The sequence below is a fragment of the Bacillus sp. sid0103 genome (assembly GCF_019219025.1).
Genome location: NZ_JAHUWN010000014.1, coordinates 46982 through 66547 on the forward strand (window position 1 = coordinate 46982; position 19566 = coordinate 66547).

The following is a 19566-nucleotide window of genomic DNA, read 5'->3' on the forward strand; positions in this document are numbered from 1 at the left end:
CCATGATAAGCAGGCACTTATCATGGCTTATTTTTGTGTTAAATTTGTTGCAAACAGCAATAATGCAGAAAGAAAAATCATGGCTAAGACCAACAACCAAGCTAAATTCATATTTCCAGATTCCATTGCAATGTAAATGGCAGTGGGGGCAGTTTGCGTTTTTCCAGGGATGTTACCAGCAAACATGAAAGTGGCACCAAATTCACCTAGTGCTCTAGTAAAACTAAGAATTAGACCAGTAATAATGGACCTTGAAGATAATGGCAGAGTAACAAGGAAAAATACACTCCATTCGTTTGCACCATCCACTCTTGCTGCTTCCTCAATTCCGTTATCGACAGATTGGAAACCAATTTTGACCGTTTGATACATTAATGGGAAAGCAACAATGCTTGAGGCAATTACTGCTGCCATAGGGGTAAACATTATCGAACTTGAAAACAGGTGATTAATGAATAAACCAACAGGACTATTGCCTCCAAAAATAAATATAAGTAAAAATCCAATAACGGTTGGAGGCAATACGATCGGAAGTAAAAGAAAGATTTCAATAAGCATTTTACCCTTAATCTGTCCTTTTGAAAGCAATCTTGCAAATAATATCCCTGCAACAAAGACTAAGATAACAGATATCGAGGCTACTTTTAGCGACAATAAAATCGGAGACCAAAAATCACTTTGCATAACAAGGATCAATCCTATACTTCAAAACCATCTCTGGCAAAAGGGCTATGTATATATTCATAAACTAGGGAAACCTCTTTCTAAAACATCTATTTCATAATCATTATAGCAAAAAGAATTAATCAAAAAAGATTAAATCAAAAAAAGACTAAAGTGTATCCTTTAGTCTTTGAGGAATCAATTCATTATTGAAGTCTGCTTTCAACTTGTTGACATACTTCGTCAGCTGACAGTCCGCTTGCATCAATAACAGAACCCTTTGTATTAGTATCCTGCATACCCATTACGTTGGAATCTAGTCCTGTAACAACACAACAATCACAATTCTGGGCGTCCGACTCTTGCTTTAATTCAATGACATCATGCCCCTTTTCACGTAATGCTTGTTGAACTTGTGCAAGAGATTGTTCTACACCAATTTTTGCCATACAAACACCTCCTCCTCTTGATTATTTTGTCTAACTTTATCTGAATTATTCGGAATAAGTACCGATAATCCTCCAAAAGCTAATAGGGGAGGTGTACAAAATGGGAAAACGTAAAAAAGATCCATCGACAATTGGGCTGACTTCCCCGCAAGTGGAAGGACAGGGAACAACGACAACCGAAACAGGTTCAAGAACTGAACCGTCATCAAGAAGAAAACAGAAGAGAAGTTAAGGAAAATGGGCACCACGTCTTCTGTAACGTGGTGCCCATTTAGTCCGATTAACTATTTATACATTTCAGCCACTTGCTTCTGTATTTCATCATTTTCAAGGTATTCATCATAGCTCATTTGCTTATCCACTAAACCATTTGGAGTTAATTCAAAAATTCGATTGGCAATCGTTTGAATAAACTGATGGTCATGGGAAGCGAAAAGCAATGAACCTTTAAAATTGATTAATCCGTTATTAAGGGCGGTTATTGATTCTAAGTCTAAATGGTTCGTCGGTTCATCTAAAAGGAGAACATTCGCGCCATTTAACATCATTTTCGAAAGCATGCAGCGGACTTTTTCGCCCCCTGAAAGGACACTTGCTTTTTTAAGAACTTCTTCACCCGAGAAAAGCATTCTCCCTAAAAATCCACGTAAGAAGCTTTCACTGTCATCTTTAGGTGAGAACTGACGAAGCCAATCAACTAGATTTAAGTCGCTGTTCTCAAAGTACTCGGAGTTATCCTTAGGGAAATAAGCTTGTGAAGTGGTAATTCCCCATTTATAGGTACCGCTATCTGCTTCCATTTCACCCATTAGAATTTTAAACAACACAGTCTTTGCAGCCTCGTTTGTTCCTACAAGGGCAATTTTATCCCCTTTATTGACGATAAAGTTAATGTTATCAAGGACTTTTACACCGTCAATAGTTTTTGTTAATCCTTCGACTCGTAACAAATCATTCCCAATTTCACGATCTGGTGTAAACCCAACAAATGGATAGCGACGAGAAGAAGGTCTGATATCATCAAGAGTAATTTTATCTAGTAACTTCTTCCGAGATGTTGCCTGCTTTGATTTCGAAGCATTGGCACTAAAGCGTGCAATAAAGGCTTGAAGTTCCTTGATCTTTTCTTCTTTCTTTTTGTTAGCGTCCGAAGTTAATCTTGTAGCTAACTGGCTTGATTCATACCAAAAATCGTAGTTACCCACATAGATTTGAATTTTACCAAAGTCAAGATCGGCTATATGTGTACAAACTTTATTTAAAAAATGACGATCATGGGAAACAACAATAACCGTATTTTCAAAGTTTATTAAGAAATCTTCTAGCCATTGAATGGCTTTGATGTCTAAGTGGTTAGTTGGCTCATCCAGTAGTAAAACGTCTGGTCTGCCGAATAAAGCCTGTGCAAGCAACACTTTCACTTTTTCGGAGCCAGTCAATTCCGCCATTGTTTTATAATGAAGGTCTTCGCCAATACCAAGGCCTTTTAATAGAATGGCAGCTTCTGGTTCTGCTTCCCAGCCGTTTAATTCAGCGAATTCGCCTTCAAGTTCAGCAGCCTTCATGCCATCTTCATCTGTAAAGTTTTCCTTCATATAGATTGCGTCTTTTTCTTGCATGACTTCATAAAGACGCGAATGACCCATAATAACAGTCTTTAATACTTCATACTCTTCATATTCAAAATGGTTTTGTTTTAATACAGCCATCCGTTCGTTAGGACCAAGTTGAACAGTTCCAGATTGTGCTTCAATTTCACCAGATAGAATTTTTAAAAAGGTTGATTTTCCGGCACCATTTGCACCGATTAGTCCGTAGCAGTTCCCAGGTGTAAATTTAATGTTTACATCTTCAAATAATTTTCGGTCTCCATATCTTAAACCTACGTTACTTACAGTAATCATATTTAAAACATCCTCCAACACAAAATATCTACTGATTATACCATTAAAACAGAAGAAGAGCGAATTGTTTTCGTCAAGAAAAAGTTTATAAGAAAAATTTTCTAAAAAAATTTATTCTAATTCACACTTTATTCATATTTTTGTTGTAGAATTGGGTAAGAAGCAAGTAAAAGAAGGTGTGAGATGGATGACAAAAAATCAACTAACTGAACTTGTTAACAAGTTAAAAAAGGCTGGTATAAAAGCGAGTTTAACCAAACCAAAATCCAATTACCTCTTGTCACTGCAGAAAATAAAAAATTACCCTTCTTCTGTGAACTAATACACAGGCAGGGTACAGAACCCGGAAATAAAAAGCGATTAATCCATACGGACTAATCTCTTTTTTTTGATTGAGCTCTTTTCGCATTACTTCAATTTATCCATAACTTTGTCATAAACTTCTTGTTTGTCGAAGTCTTCTCCCATCGGAAACTTGGCAATAAATTTATTGTTACCATCAATCAAAAAGGTAAAGGTGGAATGAATGAATTGTCCATTGCCAGGATCTTTAAACTGAAATTGCATCGCATCCGTAACTTTTTTAATCTCTGCACGGTCTCTTTTAATGTTTTGTTTATCTCCTGTTAAGAATAACCAGTCCTTATTATTTTCAATTTGAAAGCCCTTCATGTAACTGGTTAAGATCTCCGGCGTGTCTCGATAAGGATCGATGGTAATCGTCAGAAATTCAATATCCTTCCCAAAAACACCAGCCTTCTCAAAATCATTTTTCAAGTCAATCATCTTTTGGGTAGTGGTTGGACAAATATCAGGACAATGCGTGTAGATAAATTCAACAAGTTTTAGTTTGGTTTTATCTTTTCCAAAATTATAGGAATCACCATTTTGATTAATCAAGGTAACTTCTGCAGGTATTTTAGCATTTGCATCTCGTATGAGAAAGAAAGAAATTCCTGCTGCTATTCCAATGAACACAGCAAGACCACAAATTAAATAAATCTTTTTCATATGTAATCCCCCCTACAATTAAGATAAAGAAGTTATCCCAAAAAAGATATGGATAATTTGTGAACAAAACTTCGTGCATTTAAAATGCAGTTCCTTTATACTGTAATATTATTGATTGTATTTTTGGAATATTTAAATTTTAATGAGATAGGAGGTATTGGGGTGAAAAAAGTGCTGATGTTTTCTTTTCAACTTGCGCTATTAATTGTCATTTATCAAATTGGTAGTCAGATTACAGTTTTTTTTCATTTGCAGGTACCAGGAAATGTAATTGGTATTATTCTTCTGTTAATTTTACTTTGGACTCGTGTCATCAAAGTGGAGCAAATAGACTTGGCAGCTACATGGTTATTAAAACATTTAAGCTTTTTTTTCATACCGATAGCAGTTGGCTTAATGACATTAGGTCCTATCTTTTTAAATAAGGGAATTCTAATCTTATTTGTTCTTGTCATCAGTGCATTTATTGGTCTCTTAGCAGCTGGGAAGGCAACACAAACTGTAATTATGAAAAAAGAAAAGGTAAAAGTGAATTATCATGATCACAGTGTATAGTATTTTTTTAACCCTAGCTGTTTATATTTTTACACGAAAATTTGGCCATAGATATTCCTCGCCACTTACCAGTCCTGTGTTTTTTAGTACGATTATTATTATTATCCTGTTAGTGGGATCACATATTTCTTATCATGATTATATACCTGCTAAAAAGATTATGACTTATCTGCTCGGACCAGCAACTGTTGCCCTAGCAGTCCCAATCTATAAGAATCGAAACTTATTTGCAAAGTATTTAGTTGCTGCTTGCGTAGGATTATTAATTGGAACATTTACAACCATTCTATCCGCCATTGTTATTGCTAAATGCTTTTATCTCTCGAAAATGTTCCTTTTGCCTTTAACGATTAAGTCAGTAACCGTTCCAGTTGCGACAGAAATCGGGAAAATAATAAAGGCTAATGTATCACTTATTGCTGCTTTTGTAATCATTACTGGAATGATTGGCGCTATGTTTGGGCCCAAGCTGTTGAATTTTTTTAAAATTGATCACCCATTTGCACGTGGTTTATCGATTGGAACGATTGCGCATGGTATTGGGACAGCTGAGGCCGTCAAGGAGGGGGAAATACAGGGAGCTGTTGCTGGTGCTGCTATGGGAATCGCTGCACTATTAATATCGTTCATCATTCCCTATATCCTTCCATTCTTAATATAATGGCTATGTTAAAGCTTATTGTTGATTTTGGCACCCTGTTGATCTACGTTCCAGGTGCGAAGACTCCTGCGGGAGGACGGGGCAGGGGAGACCCCGCAGGAGCGCAGCGATGAGGAGGCTCGCCGGGCCGCCCGCGGAAAGCGAAGCGCCTGGAGCGGAAATCAACAGGCAGGTTTAACAGAGCCAATATAATAGAACAAATCAAGCTTTATATGCATAACTTACAATATGAGGCACAAAGTAAATTGACAAGTGTTTCCATTTGTTATATTCTTTAAAAGAATTAAATTTTTCTTAAAAAACTACGTTTTTTAAAGGAGTATGTTTTATGTTAGGTGTCGTTCTTAACTAATCCAATCAATTGGATATGTTCATTCCTAAATCCTTTTTTCAATTTTTTATTGATAGAAGGCTTATTTAAGTATGTATGGGAATGGAGTTAAGAACAATGGGCATCATAAGCATACATTTTTACCAATGTTGCTGTGTACATCCGTGTAGACAGTTTTTATTTTGGGTAAATATTTTGTATGAAGATGATTGAAATACTTTTTTCATTTAGCCGCAATGACATTGTTCATTGCGGCTATTTTTATTTTTGGCTATGTTAAAGCTTATTGTTGATATTGGCACCCTGTTGATTGGAGCGGAAGGCGCGAAGACTCCTGCGGGAGGACGGGGCAGGGGAGACCCCGCAGGAGCGCAGCGACGGGACCGCCCGCGGAAAGCGAAGCGCCTGGAGCGGAAATCAACAGGCAAGTTTAACAGAGCCTTATTTTTAGGAGGTTATTAAAAGTGAATCAACATACTCTCAATATTTTAGAATTTCAACAAATCAAAGACATTATTGCAAATTTTGCCTTAACAAAAGAAGGTAAGGAAAAAATTGAGTACCTAACACCATCAACAAACTTGAAGCAAATAGCAGCCTGGCTTGATGAGGTATCTGAGGCAGTAGAAATTTTACAAAAAAGTGCTAGTGTTCCTGTGCATGGCTTGGATGGGATGGATGCTTTGTTGAATAACATGAATAAAGGAGTTGCACTAAGGGCTGACCAACTGGCTAAGCTTTATGATTTTTTGGATTGCTGCGGAAAGATGCGCAGATATATGAAGGATAAAGTTTATTATGCACCAAGAGTTTCTTCCTACGTCGATGGAATTGAAGAATTGCCGGAGCTTGCGAGTGAGATTATCCGCTGTATTAGAAATGGTCATGTTGATGACTATGCTAGTAAAGAATTATTAAAAGTGAGGAAACAAATAGCTATTCAAGAGGAAAGGCTTAAAGAAAAAACACTTCAGTTGATTCGCTCCAATAAATATAAAAATTATTTGCAAGAGAATGTGATCAGTCAAAGAAATGGCAGGTATGTAATCCCGATTAAGAAGGAATATCGGAACAAAATAAAAGGAGTGGTATTAGATACCTCTGCTTCGGGCTCTACACTTTTTATGGAACCTGAAGAAATTGCAACTTATCAAGATCAATTAAATTGGTTATTCGCTGATGAAGAAGTGGAAGTTCAAAAGGTTTTAACCTATTTAACAGGGTTGGTTGAAGAAAAGGAGCGACAAATTCGACTTGCGATCGAAACCATGGTTCATTACGATTTTTTATTTGCAAAGGCCAAGTATAGCCGTTCAATAAATGGATCAAAAGTGGGTATAAATGAATCTGGTCAATTGAATTTAATTGAGGCAAAACATCCGTTATTAGGAGAAAAGGCGGTCCCGCTTTCCTTTACTCTAGGTAATGGCGAGCACGCTTTGGTCATTACCGGTCCAAATACTGGCGGGAAAACTGTAACGATTAAGACGGCTGGCCTATTAACCTTAATGGTCCAATGCGGTCTCCATATTCCTGCAGCCCCAGAAAGTAATTTGAATATCTTTGAACGAATTTTAGTGGATATAGGGGATGGGCAAAGTATTACGGAAAATTTAAGTACATTTAGCTCACGAATTGTTAATATCATCGATATCTTAAAGGAAACCCAGCAACGTACCTTGGTTTTATTAGATGAGTTAGGTTCTGGAACAGACCCTGGAGAGGGCATGGGGCTCGCTACCGCGATTTTAGAAACTTTGTATGAAAAGGGGGCAACCATTCTCGCTACAACCCATTATAGTGAAATCAAAGTACTTGCCGAAACGCATCCTGGATTTATTAATGGATCAATGGAGTTCGATCTCACCACTTTAAGTCCCACATATCGCTTAACGATTGGAAGAGGAGGAGAAAGCCAGGCTTTTGCAATTTCGTTAAAACTTGGGATTCATCCGAAAATTCTTGAAAGGGCTCATACTATCACATATAAAGAGGAAAAGAAATATACAACTGATGTAACAGATGCATGGAAACTTAAGGAATTGGAAAAACAGGTGATTATTAATAAATATCAAAACGTTAGGAACAAACCAAAACCGGAGGTAAAAGTCCCTCTCTTTCAACAGGGGGATAATGTAAAAATTACACCTACAAATGAGTTTGGGATTATCTATATGGGTCCAGACACGCTTGGAAATTACGTTGTGCAAATCAAAGGGCAAAAGCATACAATTAACCACAAAAGAATTAATTTATATATTCCAGCAAAAGAACTATACCCAGATGATTACGATTTCAACATTATTTTTGAATCGAAGGAAAACCGTAAAAATGATAAGCTCCTTTCGAAAGGTCATCAAGAACATATATCGATTGAGTATAAAGAAGGTAACTTTTAACTCTAATTAAAAAAATCCACAAGTTTCCCTTTAAGGGAGTTTGTGGATTTTTTTAATGCTATTTACTATTCCTTTTTATTATTAAGGTATCTTTCGCAAGTAATTTCTTGACTTCATTATAGCTCAAGCCTGATTGGCTGTTTAACCTCTTAACTTCTTCAATATCCGTTCCAACTTTTGTATATCTTTTTTCATTGTGCATTCTTTTTCTCAACTCCTAAGGATTTATGGAAATGAAAAGCAACTTATTTGTGCATACTAATAAAAAAGGAGGCGGTTCCCATTTTTTACGGTAAAAGAGCAAAAGAAGAAGAAATTGAAACAATTCTGGTTAATACAGAAATCTATTCTTGCATCGATGAAGCCTGTATAGGGTGGATGAGAAAGGACTTCGTTGCAGAAGACCTGCTATGCCCAATGTGTGGCAATGAAATGCTTCAAGAAATGAGAGAACTTCCGCAAATATAATCATTTAAATAATGGACTAAAGACTGTCATGGATCATGGACAGTCTTTTTTTATTTGCTATGTTAATGCCAATCGCCTGGAGTGGAAATCAACAGGCACACGTTTAACAGAGCCTTTTTATTTAATATCATCAAAAAAATTGTAACATCTATAAATTTTCATTTTGCTGGCGAATTTCATCTCCGCTGATTAAGGTGTTTGCTTCTTCAAGATTCCGAAGCTCATCCACTGATTCGCCTGATACGGTTTTCGTATTATTAGCAAAAGTTTCTTTTATGGGGTTTCTAGTCTGATTACTCCAAGATTTAGACTTATTATCCATACATATCAACTCCTTATCTAAAGGATTTGCATCAAGATAAGGGATTATGCCTGCCTAATTCTCTCCTAAAAGGCAAAAATTAAATAACCATATATTCCTCTTGAAATACGAAAAAACTCTCCAATGTTATTGGAGAGTTTTTTAGAGCTATTCTTCTTTTTTAGCTAAACATTTGTCACATTCCATAAAATAACTTTCTGCTTGTTCCTCCATGTGCTGACCACACTCTGAACATTGTTTTTTTGGTAAAGTACGGAAAAACTCAACTGGACTCATTAACATAATAAAACTCCTCCTTTATTAATACAGTTTATTAATATCCCTCTTGTTATAGTACAGTATAGCTGAAATAAATAAAAATGTGTAGACTTTTTTTAAAAAATTCTGCCTTTTCCGCAAAATAGGTCTTTTATCACAAGAAATATTAATTGTCCGTTTTTCTATTTCCTTGAAAGGTGAGAAATAGGTTAAAATAAAGGGAAATTGAGGCTAGATGAAAATTTTAGACTTCCATAACAATTCGCATTCCATTACAATCATAGTAGAAAAGCAATAGATTTGGGGGATGCAGGCAAATGAATGCAATAATAGAGACTTTTCATCCTCTATTCATAATAATTGCCATAGGTTTAACGATCATGGCATCATACACCGCATTAGATATGTTTACTTTAGTAAAGTCTACTGAAAAAAATAACAGGCTTCTGTTTCTGGGTGGTACATTTTCCATTGGTATTGGGATTTGGATCATGAATTTTATTGGGCTCATTTCCGCAGATATTAACAGGTTTGCCAGTTATCACATTCCACTAACGATTCTTTCCATTATCATCGGGATTGCATTTACTGGAATGGCTTTCTTATCATTATTTGGAAAACAGATAAAGTTTTATCATTTAATTTCGGCTAGTTTATTTCTTACTCTTGCCGTATTTGCAATCCATTTAATCGGTTTATATGCCATGAATGTAACGATAACGTACCAAGTTTTTTTGCTCCTTTTTTCAGGTCTATTAATCTTTGCTTCTTTTTTATTCTCTTTATGGATTCTTTTTTCTTCGAATGGCTATACCCAAGGGAACCAGGTCTGGTTAAAACCAATTAGTGCGGTCATTATGTCGTTAGCGATCATTGAAGGGCATTTTCTTCTAAAGCGAGCGTTAATTACAACAGCAAGCGAAAGGATTAATGGGGGAAGTGCAGATAGTCCTTTCTTTATTTATTTGGTATTATTCTTGTCTATTTTAATTATTGGCGGGCTACTTGTATCAAGTACATTAATTAGTAAACAATTAGCGACAACTGATACGAACTTAAAGGACATCAAAGCAGCGCTTGATGCTTCGACTATTGTTGCGATTACAGATCCCCAAGGAATAATCATATATGTTAATGATAAATTTGAGGAGATTTCCAAGTATTCAAAGGAAGAGATCATTGGCCAAAATCATCGGATCTTAAACTCTGGTTATCATTCTAAGGAATTCTTCAAGGATTTATGGACTACGATCCATTCAGGTAAGATTTGGCGCGGTGAAATACGAAATAAAGCAAAGGATGGGTCGTTTTACTGGGTTGATACCACGATTGTTCCTTTTTTAAATAAAAAAGGCAAGCCAATTCAGTATATTGCGATTCGTTCAGATATTTCGGATAGAAAAAGAGCTGAGGGTCATCTTAAAGAGACTGTTAAAGAGAATATTGACATTAAATTTGCACTTGATCAATCCTCGATTGTTGCATTTACCGATGCAAAAGGAATTATCACCAGTGTAAATGAAAAGTTCTGTGAGATTTCAAAATATAAACGGGAAGAAATTCTTGGCAAAGACCATAACATATTAAATTCAGGTTTCCATTCAAAAGAATTTTTCAAAGACCTATGGAAGACAATTGGTTCAGGGAGAGTATGGAAAGGTGAGATTAGAAATAAAGCAAAAGATGGGACCTATTATTGGGTGGACACCACGATTGTTCCATTTTTGAACGATCACGGAAAACCATACCAATACCTTGCAATACGAAATGATATTACTGAACGGAAAAGGACAGAAGAAGTCCTTCATCGTCAAGATAAATTGGCAGCAGTTGGTCAATTAGCAGCTGGTGTTGCCCATGAAATTCGCAATCCACTAACTTCGATGAAGGGGTATGCGGAATTCTTACAGCTGGATGAAAAGGATCCAGAACGATTGGAGTTCTTGGGTATTATTCTCGATGAAATTGAACGCGTTAATACGATTGTTGAGGACTTTATGGTATTAGCTAAACCAAAAGCCGTTGAATTAGAAGAAAAAAATGTCGTTCCAGTTATTAAAAACGTCGTCTCTCTGCTTGAATTTGAAGCAAGAAAGAAAAATGTTCGTTTGACTTTTGATTGCAATCAGGAAATCATTCAAATTGAATGTGATGAAAATCGTTTAAAACAAGTATTTCTAAACTTCATTAAAAATGGAATCGAAGCCATGCCTAATGGCGGTGATCTCCATGTTAAAACAATCATCCACGATAACAATGTTCAAATTTCCATTCAAGACACAGGTGTGGGAATTTCCAAAGAGAAATTAAAGAAACTCGGGGAACCTTTTTATACAACCAAAAAGAATGGGAACGGCTTAGGATTGATGGTAAGTTTCAAGATCATTGAAAGCCATAATGGCAAAGTATTTGTCGAAAGTGAACCAAATAAAGGAACCACCTTTAATATTTTATTACCGGCAAAAATTGCATGAAAACGGGAGAACTATTCTCTCGTTTTTTTATTACTCATTTTTGTCAAAAAATAGACAAATATTTTTTAAAAAAGGAATCTACATTTAGAATATATAGATTATTATGATGATAGAGGTACAAATGTTTTTAGAGGGGGAATGAACAGGTTGGGTGAAACAAATTTAGTTAAAACAATTTGCGGTTATTGTGGTACGGGATGTGGTTTAGTTCTTGAAGTTCAAGACAACAGAATTATGAAAATCCGTGGTGACAAAGAAGCACCAGTCAACAAAGGACAAACATGTGTAAAAGGTGCATTTGCCTACGAATATGTACATGCAAAAAATAGATTAACCTCACCACTAATTCGTAAAGCAGGGAAGTTGGTTGAAACAACTTGGGATGAAGCCTATCATTACATTGCAAGTAAGTTATCCCACATTAAATCATCATGGGGATCAAACGCTATATCAATGTTTGCTTGTGCGCGGTCCACGAATGAATCCAATTATGTTACCCAAAAATTTATGAGGACAGTCATTAAAAGTAATAATATTGATGGCTGTAACCGTACCTGACACGCTCCTAGCGTTGCCGGTCTGGCAACTGTTTTTGGAAGCGGTTTCCCAACGAACACACTTGAAGATTTTGACCGTGCTGAAGTATTACTTCTAATGGGCTCGAATACAACAGAGGCACACCCGATTATTGCTAATCGAATGAAAAAGGCTGCAAAAGCGGGGCTGAAAATTATCGTCATTGATCCAAGAAAGATTGATATGGTTAAAGTAGCACATCGTCATTTGCAAATAAATGTCGGTTCAGATATTGCCCTTATCAATGCTTTTATCCGAGTCATTCTTAAAGAGGGTTTATTTAACGTTGAATTTATTAAGCAATTTACAGTGGACTTTGAAAAACTAGAAAAACAAGTGGAGCCATATACACCTGAGTATGCGGCAACGATTACTGGATTGCGGGCAGAGGATATTGTCGAAACGGCAAGGGAGTATGCTTTATCCAGTTGTTCAATGATTGCATACACACTTGGTATAACAGAGCATCACTGTGGTGTTAATAATGTCTTCGATATCGCTAATCTAGCGTTATTGACTGGAAACATAGGAAAACCAGGATCAGGAATTATGCCATTAAGAGGCCAAAACAATGTCCAAGGTGCTGGAGATATGGGTTGTCTTCCTAACCAATTAGCAGGAGCGATGAGTTTAGCAAATGAAGAGTATCGTGCCCGTTATGAAAAGGAATGGAAGGTCGAATTAAACCCGCAAGCAGGAGATACCCAAACTCGTACGTTTGATCGCTTAGATATGGGTGAACTGAAGGCCCTTTATATTATTGGTGAAAATCCACTTCTTGCTGATGTGGATATGAACCATACGAAAAAATTGTTCGAGAAACTAGATTTGTTGGTTGTCCAAGACATTTTCATGACCGAAACGGCAAGAATGGCAGATGTTGTGTTACCTGCGCGTTCATGGGGAGAGGTGGATGGTACCTATACAAACACAGATCGGAGAATACAAAGGGCCCGAAAAGCAGTAGATTCCCATCCAAATGTGAAAGAGGACTGGGAAATCCTTTGTGAATTGTCGACACTCATGGGGTATCCTATGAGTTATAACAATAGTGAAGAAATCTGGAATGAAGTGAGAAAGTTGGCCTGGGAGATGTATGGCGGAATTTCCTACGAACGGCTTGAAAAAGAGTATAGTATTCACTATCCGTGTCCTGACGAGAACCATCCAGGGACGTTTATCATGCATGAGAGATTTCATCAACAAGAAACACCAACGAAAAAATCACCTTTTGTACCAGTAGACTATACGGCCCCGTTAGAATTACCTGATGAAAACTATCCATTTACGCTCACGACTGGCCGTCGCTATGAATCCTATAATACTCATTCTCAGACTCGCCATTATGCCTCTGGGGTAAAGGTGAAACAAACAGAGGAGACCCTTGACATCCATCCGGACGATGCAACTGCACTTGGAATAATGGATGGTGAAGTCGTTCGGGTTCGTTCCCGAAGAGGGAAACTTGAGGTGAAGGTAAAGATTACAGAACAAGTAGTCCCTGGTTTAGTTTTTATGAGTTTCCATTGGAGTGAAACACCAACCAATGTGTTAACATTAAATGAGTATGATCCTATTTCAGGTACCGCTGAATATAAGGCATGTGCGGTTGCGATAGAACGGTTATAAACAATTTTTGAACGCAGTTTAATTTCTGCGTTTTTTTATTTAAGCTTTGTTAAAGTCACTACATTTTGCCACTATGTTGATTGGAGCGGATTGCGCGAGACTCCTGCGGGAGAAAGCGGGTCAAGGTGGAACTTGCTCGACTCCCAAGCACCGAGGAGACTTACGGACCGCCCGCAGAAAGCGAGCATCTGGAGCGGAAATGAACAGGCAAATTTCGCAGGGCGAGATTAAAAAAACAGATCGGTATTAACCGACCTGCTGTGTAAGAGTTTTAGATGCTGTTGCTTTTCTTTGATAAAAATACCAGTTGAGCGCAAAAGAGATAATATAAAAACCGATAAAGAAGTAAAACGCTGTGACTGGAGTGCCTGTTGCTTTAACGGACCACCCGAATAGCTTTGGAATAAAGAATGATCCATACGCTGCAAATGCTGCAGAGAACCCGATGACTGGTGCTGCTTCTTTTGGAATAAAAAGGTTAGGAATCATTTGGAATGTTGAGCCAGAACCAATACCAGATGCAATAAAAAGAATTAAGAATGATACTAAGAACCCTGCAAACTGTTTCCCATTTAAGAAGTAAATAACTCCTGTTGCGCCAATGCCCATGATAACTAACACATATGCAGTGACTTTAGCACCGCCTAGTTTGTCTGCAAGCCATCCTCCCACAGGTCTTGCTGCTGCTGCAACTAATGCTCCAAGAAAGGCAAGTGAAATGTGCTCAGGAAATTGTGATCTTAATAGGAGCGGAAAGGCCGCTGAGTAACCAATGAATGAACCAAACGTTGCTACATAAAGAGCTGTCATAATCCAAGTGTGTTTACGTTTTACAATTACAAATTGATCCGCTACTGATTGTTTTGCACCTGGAACATTATCCATTTTAAACATGGCTAGAATTGTTAAAATAATAATTGGAATAACCCAGATAAATGCTGCATTTTGTAACCAAACTTCCTGGCCATTCGCTAACACTTGTTTACCACCAACTAGTGCAAAAGTTCCTGAAGTAATAATTAGTGGTGTTACGAATTGCACTACAGAAACACCCATATTACCCAAACCGCCATTAATTCCAAGTGCTGTTCCTTTTTCTTTTTTAGGAAAGAAAAAGCTGATATTTGCTGATGATGATGAGAAATTTCCTCCGCCTAGACCACAAAGAGCTGCTAGTAATAACATAATTGAAAATGGTGTGTCCGGATTCTGGACTGCAAATCCAATTCCAATTGCCGGAATGGCTAAGATCGCCGTTGAAATAACGGTCCAGTTCTTACCACCAATCGAGCCAACTGCAAAGGTATAAACAAAGCGAAGTGTTGCACCAACAAGGCCAGGGATAGCTGCGAGTGTAAAAAGTTGTTCTTCCGTAAATTGAAAGCCGATGTCGTTAAGTCTAACGGCTACTACGGACCAAATTTGCCAAACAATAAATGCGAGCATCAGTGAAGGTACGGATATCCATAAATTGCGTCGAGCATGTTTTTTTCCTTCTGTCTTCCAGAATTTTTCGTCTTCTGGATTCCAATAATTAATTCGGGCCATGATATTATTCCCCCTAAATTGTTTTAAAATTTATTTATAAAGATTTGTTGTTTGTGTTATTAATATAAATCAGATGGTAACATGAATTTAGTGACGTACGTCACAAAATCAGTGAACGAACTGTGAACACAAGGGGTTAGACAAAAAGTTGTAATAATTTAACCCGATAGGGGTGATTTTTACTGAAATTCACTCCCTTTCCTCCAGCTCGCCCGTGTATTACTAAGGGGTCTCACATGCTCACATTCCTGAATGAGTACCGCGAATTTCGCAAAAATCAAATCAACATTCACCTTTAACATAGGCTAACGAAAAAAGAGACCTTTCATGGGAAAGATCTCTTTTTGTTCTGCTTTTTCTAGGATTTTTCGTCATCTTCATAAAACATTCCTACATAGTTTTTGGTTTCACCTGCATCATCTTTAATTGCTGTAATGGTAAGCCATTCTCTGTATATTTCATTATTTTTGCGTTTATTCCAAATATAGCCTTCCCAAACACCGTTTGTCTTTAAGCTTTCCCACATTTGTTTATAAAAGTCATTGCCGTGTTCACCGGATTGAAGAACACTTGGGGTTTTCCCTGCAACCTCTTTTTGACTATAGCCAGTAATTTTTGTGAATGCTGGATTAACGCTTTGAATAATTCCATGAACATCAGTTACACAAATGCCGTCTAAAGCATGGTTTACAATCTTCGCTGAAATATCAAGCTTATCTTGGTAATATAGCCACACTACGATAACCAGACTTGCTAACGAAAACTCTGAAAGGGACATAAACCCAATGGCATAATGACCAGTCCAATCAAAGAGAATCGTGAGAAGAACTGGCGGGAAAAAACCACCAAGTCACCCCATAGCTGAAACAATCCCATTCACAATACCAGCTTGCTTGGAAAAATATAACGGAACTAGTTTAAAGATTGCGCCATTACCTATTCCCGCAAAGAAAGCTACTAATAAGCAACCGAAAGAATAGATCGGCAGTGATGGAGTAAAAGACAAAAGAAATCCTGCAAAAGTTAAGCTAAAGAAAACAGCCATTAGAATAAGAAATGGATTAACTTTATCGCCTAACCAACCTCCAATCGGTCTAAAAACAGTTGCCAAAGCAATAAAACCAGCTGTCCTCAAGCCTGCATCCACTTTATCTAATTCAAAATGATTAACTAAAAACGAGGGTAAATATATGGTAAAGGCAACAAAGGAACCAAACGTGATAAAATAGAATAAACTTAGAAACCATAGTTTTGGATTTTTATATACCTCTTTGATCTGGTCTGGCAAGGAAATGTTTACTTTCCGTTCCTTTCTGTCTCCAAAGATAAAATTTACAAGAGCAAAGAATAGGACAACTAATAGGAAAATTTTAATGGTGTTTCTCCAACCGTATGCGTTGGCAAGAACAGGCGCTGAAAAGGAAGTAATCGCTGTTCCAATATTTCCGGCTCCGTAAATCCCATTAATAAACCCATGCTTTGATTTTTCATAATATTTCGGAAGAGAGGTTACGCCAACCGAAAAAACAGCACCACCAATCCCAAGTAATAACCCGCCAATGATTAGCGTTAGTAGAGAATTAGCATAGCTTAACAAGGCAATAGGAATAAGTAGGATTATGAAGCTGATTGTAAATAAAAGTCGAGCACCATAGCGGTTCGTCCAATAGCCAATTGGAATGCGAAGTAGCGATCCAAGGATCACTGGGACTGCAGTTGCCCATGCTATTTGGGAAGAAGTAAGTTTAATATCTACCTTGATATAAGGCATAAGGGATGATATAAGTACCCAAACCATAAAACCAGCTACCAAGCTTCCTGTTTGTATAAATAATTGTTTTGGACCTTGCTTCATAAAAATCCCCCTTCAAATCCAATGCCTTTTTATTATTATTTTCTTTATCTGTTGTTATATAGTAGGAAAGAGGCTCATTGGCCCGAAAAAATTTACTACTTGTATTATAAAATAATCTGAAGTACCTATCAGTGAGTTATGACACACATTTGACACAAACTTGTAAAAATATTTGGGTTTTGAATAGGAGAGATAGAAATGAATTTTCTGAAAAAACAGACAATAGATGAACGAATCGGTTTAATGAATAACCTTGCAAAACAATTCTTAATGCGAGCACATCAAATAGACATTGAAGGTAGTTTTCCCTATGCCAATATAAAGGATCTTAAAAATACAGGGTACACAACATTAACTGTCCCTTCTAGATATGGTGGAAAGGAAATCACACTTTATGAACTCATTCGGCTCCAAGAAAAGATAGCCGAAGGGGATGGGACAACTGCACTTTCCATCGGATGGCATATGGGAATTATGATGAATTTAGCTGAAAAAAACATTTGGAAGGAACCGGTCTTTAAGTATCTTTGTGAACAAGTAAAAAATGGTGCATTAATCAATAGTGCTCAAAGTGAACCGAAAACAGGGAGTCCTACACGAGGAGGAAGACCGGAAACCACTGCAGAAAAATGTCAAAATGGCTGGGTTATAAAGGGGAGAAAAACATTTACGACCATGTCACCTGTCCTCGATTTCTTTATTGTTAGTGCAACAATTAAAGAAACTGATGAAGTGGCAAATTTTCTGATCCCACGGACAACAAAAGGAATAAATATTGAAGAAACTTGGGACAGTATCGCGCTAAGGGGAACAGGAAGTCATGACTTACTATTGGATAATTGTTTGGTTCCTAACGATTATCTAGTTGAAAAGTTAAGTTCGGCAGCTAAAAAAGCGAATGGATGGCTTTTACACATACCAGCATGTTATCTGGGCATAGCAAAAGCTGCCCAAAGATACGCAATTCAATTTGCAAAGGAGTATTCACCAAATAGTATAGTTGGACCAATCATTGATTTGCCAAATGTCCAACAAAAACTGGGTGAAATTGAGTTGAAAGTAATGCAGTCGGAGTACTTCTTGTATGGAGTTGCCAAACAGTGGGATGCTTCATTCGATCAAGATAGGGAAAGAATGAGTGCAGCGTTAGGGGCCGCCAAATTTACAGTGACGAATTTGGCAATCGAAATTGTTGACTTGGCAATGAGAATCGTTGGAGCAAAAAGTCTTTCTTTGAGTAATCCATTGCAGCGATATTATAGAGATGTGCGAGCAGGGCTACATAATCCACCGATGGATGACATGACTTTACAACTATTAGCAAAGCACAGCATTATTAATCATTAACCAAAAGTTGGTTAACTAATCTCCAAACTAAATGGTTACCATAACAGTAAGGAGTGAGGAAAATGCCAAGAGGTAAAGAATTAGAGCAGCTTCCTATGGCTAATATAGCACCAGGTGCAGGAAAAGATGCCAATAGGAATAATAGAGAGGTTCTTGGGGGGATTGTTCAAGGAGTTCAACCAGAACCTAATGATATTGAAAAGGAAAATGAAGACATGGTATAAGGCAGGAATACTTTCCTGCCTTATACTTTTTTGATTATGATAAGATTTTAATACATTAACTCCTAGAGGAATTATTCTTCGATTAACTCACCAATTTCAACAACTGATCGTTCTTCCAATGGCCCGCGTAAATGAACAGTTGCGGTATGTCCATCTTCATTTAATTGGTCAATCCATACAGATGCACCATTATATTTGACTTCAATATCTGCAGAAGATGACAAAATCTGCTTTACTCGGTTAACATTCATTATATTCACTCCTAGTCATTTGATTGGGTATGGTTTTCATTTTTAGGTAAAGAAAGCAACCGCTTTCTTCTATAATATAGTGGGCATTTATACATTCCTAAGGATAGTCGATATGTATACCATTGATTGTACCTGGCTCATCAACATCTCCCAGACTATTTAGATAATAATCAAGCTCGATTTGTAATTCCTTCGGAGCACCAGGCTTTAAATGCCAATTCCCTGGTTCATCAACAAAATATGGGCTTTTTGTAAATTCAGGCCTTATTCTGGGCATAGTATTCTCCTTTTTAAAATTTCTTTCTTGTTTCCTCTGTGTATATACTTTCCAATGTTTACTTAGTTCATTCAAAGAATCAGTGGCTTCCCACTAGCAAAAGATAAGACTAAATTCATATTGCTCCCTCAAACATACGGGTTTATGATATGTAGAAATGATGACCTCAAAAGACATAAATGCGATAAGTATTTAAGTGAAGGGCCCAATTAAATATAAAAAAATGAAACTAAATGAAATCATCTTCGTCTTATAATATTGAGGATTGAAAATAGTCATGTCCCACCATGACATGACATAGAAATAGAAAGTATATCACGATGTGAAATCATTTAATTTCATATGTTAATTGGGGAAAAAGCGG

General features: G+C 37.0%; 19 protein-coding genes and 1 pseudogene. 10 read left to right on the forward strand and 10 right to left on the reverse strand.

The genetic code is table 11. The features are described 5' to 3' along the window. Positions 1-27: 27 nt before the first annotated feature. Positions 28-684, reverse strand: a complete 657-nt coding sequence (gene modB, locus KW850_RS16390; RefSeq protein ID WP_218348655.1) for a molybdate ABC transporter permease subunit — start codon at positions 682-684, stop codon at positions 28-30. A 185-nt stretch (positions 685-869) separates the two neighbouring features. Beyond that, positions 870-1112, reverse strand: coding sequence for a YkuS family protein (locus KW850_RS16395; RefSeq protein ID WP_218348656.1), 243 nt, complete (start codon positions 1110-1112; stop codon positions 870-872). A 100-nt stretch (positions 1113-1212) separates the two neighbouring features. On the opposite strand from KW850_RS16395, the gene KW850_RS16400 reads away from it, so the two are divergent. After that, complete coding sequence (locus KW850_RS16400; RefSeq protein WP_081825337.1) at positions 1213-1344, forward strand: YuzL family protein; 132 nt, start codon at positions 1213-1215, stop codon at positions 1342-1344. Positions 1345-1396: 52 nt separating this feature from the next. Here the strand turns inward: KW850_RS16400 and KW850_RS16405 are convergent, their stop codons facing one another. Both KW850_RS16405 and KW850_RS16410 read right to left on the reverse strand, forming a co-directional pair. Further along, positions 1397-3016: an ABC-F family ATP-binding cassette domain-containing protein gene (locus tag KW850_RS16405; protein WP_218348657.1), complete on the reverse strand. Its 1620-nt coding sequence runs from the start codon at positions 3014-3016 to the stop codon at positions 1397-1399. Between the two features lie 408 nt (positions 3017-3424). Continuing rightward, complete coding sequence (locus tag KW850_RS16410; RefSeq protein ID WP_218348658.1) at positions 3425-4027, reverse strand: SCO family protein; 603 nt, start codon at positions 4025-4027, stop codon at positions 3425-3427. A 162-nt stretch (positions 4028-4189) separates the two neighbouring features. Here KW850_RS16410 and KW850_RS16415 point away from each other — a divergent pair, with 162 nt between their 5' ends. From KW850_RS16415 to KW850_RS16435, 5 genes are all read left to right on the forward strand, one after another. Continuing rightward, a complete protein-coding gene (locus tag KW850_RS16415) occupies positions 4190-4582 on the forward strand; it encodes a CidA/LrgA family protein (RefSeq protein WP_218348659.1) in 393 nt (130 codons plus the stop codon). Continuing rightward, a complete protein-coding gene (locus tag KW850_RS16420) occupies positions 4566-5243 on the forward strand; it encodes an LrgB family protein (RefSeq protein ID WP_218348660.1) in 678 nt (225 codons plus the stop codon). The genes KW850_RS16415 and KW850_RS16420 overlap by 17 nt, the downstream gene beginning before the upstream one ends. 598 nt (positions 5244-5841) lie before the next feature. Then, a complete protein-coding gene (locus KW850_RS16425; RefSeq protein ID WP_218348661.1) occupies positions 5842-6036 on the forward strand; it encodes a hypothetical protein in 195 nt (64 codons plus the stop codon). Between the two features lie 2 nt (positions 6037-6038). Continuing rightward, positions 6039-7973, forward strand: a complete 1935-nt coding sequence (locus KW850_RS16430) for an endonuclease MutS2 (protein WP_218348662.1) — start codon at positions 6039-6041, stop codon at positions 7971-7973. 249 nt (positions 7974-8222) lie between these two features. After that, positions 8223-8441 (forward strand): cold-inducible protein YdjO-related protein, encoded by a 219-nt coding sequence (locus KW850_RS16435; protein ID WP_256358294.1) that lies wholly within the window; start codon positions 8223-8225, stop codon positions 8439-8441. A gap of 148 nt (positions 8442-8589) precedes the next feature. Here the strand turns inward: KW850_RS16435 and KW850_RS16440 are convergent, their stop codons facing one another. Both KW850_RS16440 and yhfH read right to left on the reverse strand, forming a co-directional pair. After that, a complete protein-coding gene (locus KW850_RS16440; RefSeq protein ID WP_218348663.1) occupies positions 8590-8763 on the reverse strand; it encodes a hypothetical protein in 174 nt (57 codons plus the stop codon). Between the two features lie 147 nt (positions 8764-8910). Then, positions 8911-9045 (reverse strand): protein YhfH, encoded by a 135-nt coding sequence (gene yhfH, locus KW850_RS16445; RefSeq protein WP_218348664.1) that lies wholly within the window; start codon positions 9043-9045, stop codon positions 8911-8913. Between the two features lie 293 nt (positions 9046-9338). On the opposite strand from yhfH, the gene KW850_RS16450 reads away from it, so the two are divergent. Then, positions 9339-11495 carry a PAS domain S-box protein gene (locus KW850_RS16450; RefSeq protein WP_218348665.1) on the forward strand — a complete coding sequence of 719 codons (2157 nt, stop codon included), beginning with the start codon at positions 9339-9341 and terminating at the stop codon, positions 11493-11495. Between the two features lie 138 nt (positions 11496-11633). Further along, positions 11634-13700 (forward strand): formate dehydrogenase subunit alpha, encoded by a 2067-nt coding sequence (gene fdhF, locus KW850_RS33385; protein WP_374226339.1) that lies wholly within the window; start codon positions 11634-11636, stop codon positions 13698-13700. Between the two features lie 246 nt (positions 13701-13946). Here the strand turns inward: fdhF and KW850_RS16465 are convergent, their stop codons facing one another. Both KW850_RS16465 and KW850_RS16470 read right to left on the reverse strand, forming a co-directional pair. Further along, positions 13947-15248: a NarK family nitrate/nitrite MFS transporter gene (locus tag KW850_RS16465; protein ID WP_218348667.1), complete on the reverse strand. Its 1302-nt coding sequence runs from the start codon at positions 15246-15248 to the stop codon at positions 13947-13949. Between the two features lie 358 nt (positions 15249-15606). Then, a pseudogene (locus tag KW850_RS16470) lies at positions 15607-17103 on the reverse strand (MFS transporter). A 198-nt stretch (positions 17104-17301) separates the two neighbouring features. Between KW850_RS16470 and KW850_RS16475 the strand changes: the two are divergent. Both KW850_RS16475 and KW850_RS16480 read left to right on the forward strand, forming a co-directional pair. Then, positions 17302-18450, forward strand: a complete 1149-nt coding sequence (locus tag KW850_RS16475) for an acyl-CoA dehydrogenase family protein (protein ID WP_218348668.1) — start codon at positions 17302-17304, stop codon at positions 18448-18450. Positions 18451-18512: 62 nt separating this feature from the next. Further along, a complete protein-coding gene (locus tag KW850_RS16480) occupies positions 18513-18674 on the forward strand; it encodes a hypothetical protein (protein WP_218348669.1) in 162 nt (53 codons plus the stop codon). Positions 18675-18745: 71 nt separating this feature from the next. Here the strand turns inward: KW850_RS16480 and KW850_RS16485 are convergent, their stop codons facing one another. After that, positions 18746-18925: an H-type small acid-soluble spore protein gene (locus tag KW850_RS16485; RefSeq protein ID WP_218348670.1), complete on the reverse strand. Its 180-nt coding sequence runs from the start codon at positions 18923-18925 to the stop codon at positions 18746-18748. 97 nt (positions 18926-19022) lie between these two features. Next, positions 19023-19202, reverse strand: a complete 180-nt coding sequence (locus KW850_RS16490) for a hypothetical protein (protein ID WP_218348671.1) — start codon at positions 19200-19202, stop codon at positions 19023-19025. Between the last annotated feature and the right edge of the window lie 364 nt (positions 19203-19566).

Excerpts from the sequence above, each read along its gene's own strand:
- modB (WP_218348655.1), bottom strand. The coding sequence starts at position 684 with ATGCAAAGTGATTTTTGGTCTCCGATTTTATTGTCGCTAAAAGTAGCC.
- KW850_RS16395 (WP_218348656.1), bottom strand. The coding sequence starts at position 1,112 with ATGGCAAAAATTGGTGTAGAACAATCTCTTGCACAAGTTCAACAAGCA.
- KW850_RS16400 (WP_081825337.1), top strand. The coding sequence starts at position 1,213 with ATGGGAAAACGTAAAAAAGATCCATCGACAATTGGGCTGACTTCCCCG.
- KW850_RS16405 (WP_218348657.1), bottom strand. The coding sequence starts at position 3,016 with ATGATTACTGTAAGTAACGTAGGTTTAAGATATGGAGACCGAAAATTA.
- KW850_RS16410 (WP_218348658.1), bottom strand. The coding sequence starts at position 4,027 with ATGAAAAAGATTTATTTAATTTGTGGTCTTGCTGTGTTCATTGGAATA.
- KW850_RS16420 (WP_218348660.1), top strand. The coding sequence starts at position 4,566 with ATGATCACAGTGTATAGTATTTTTTTAACCCTAGCTGTTTATATTTTT.
- KW850_RS16440 (WP_218348663.1), bottom strand. The coding sequence starts at position 8,763 with ATGGATAATAAGTCTAAATCTTGGAGTAATCAGACTAGAAACCCCATA.
- yhfH (WP_218348664.1), bottom strand. The coding sequence starts at position 9,045 with ATGTTAATGAGTCCAGTTGAGTTTTTCCGTACTTTACCAAAAAAACAA.
- KW850_RS16450 (WP_218348665.1), top strand. The coding sequence starts at position 9,339 with ATGAATGCAATAATAGAGACTTTTCATCCTCTATTCATAATAATTGCC.
- KW850_RS16465 (WP_218348667.1), bottom strand. The coding sequence starts at position 15,248 with ATGGCCCGAATTAATTATTGGAATCCAGAAGACGAAAAATTCTGGAAG.
- KW850_RS16475 (WP_218348668.1), top strand. The coding sequence starts at position 17,302 with ATGAATTTTCTGAAAAAACAGACAATAGATGAACGAATCGGTTTAATG.
- KW850_RS16480 (WP_218348669.1), top strand. The coding sequence starts at position 18,513 with ATGCCAAGAGGTAAAGAATTAGAGCAGCTTCCTATGGCTAATATAGCA.
- KW850_RS16485 (WP_218348670.1), bottom strand. The coding sequence starts at position 18,925 with ATGAATGTTAACCGAGTAAAGCAGATTTTGTCATCTTCTGCAGATATT.
- KW850_RS16490 (WP_218348671.1), bottom strand. The coding sequence starts at position 19,202 with ATGCCCAGAATAAGGCCTGAATTTACAAAAAGCCCATATTTTGTTGAT.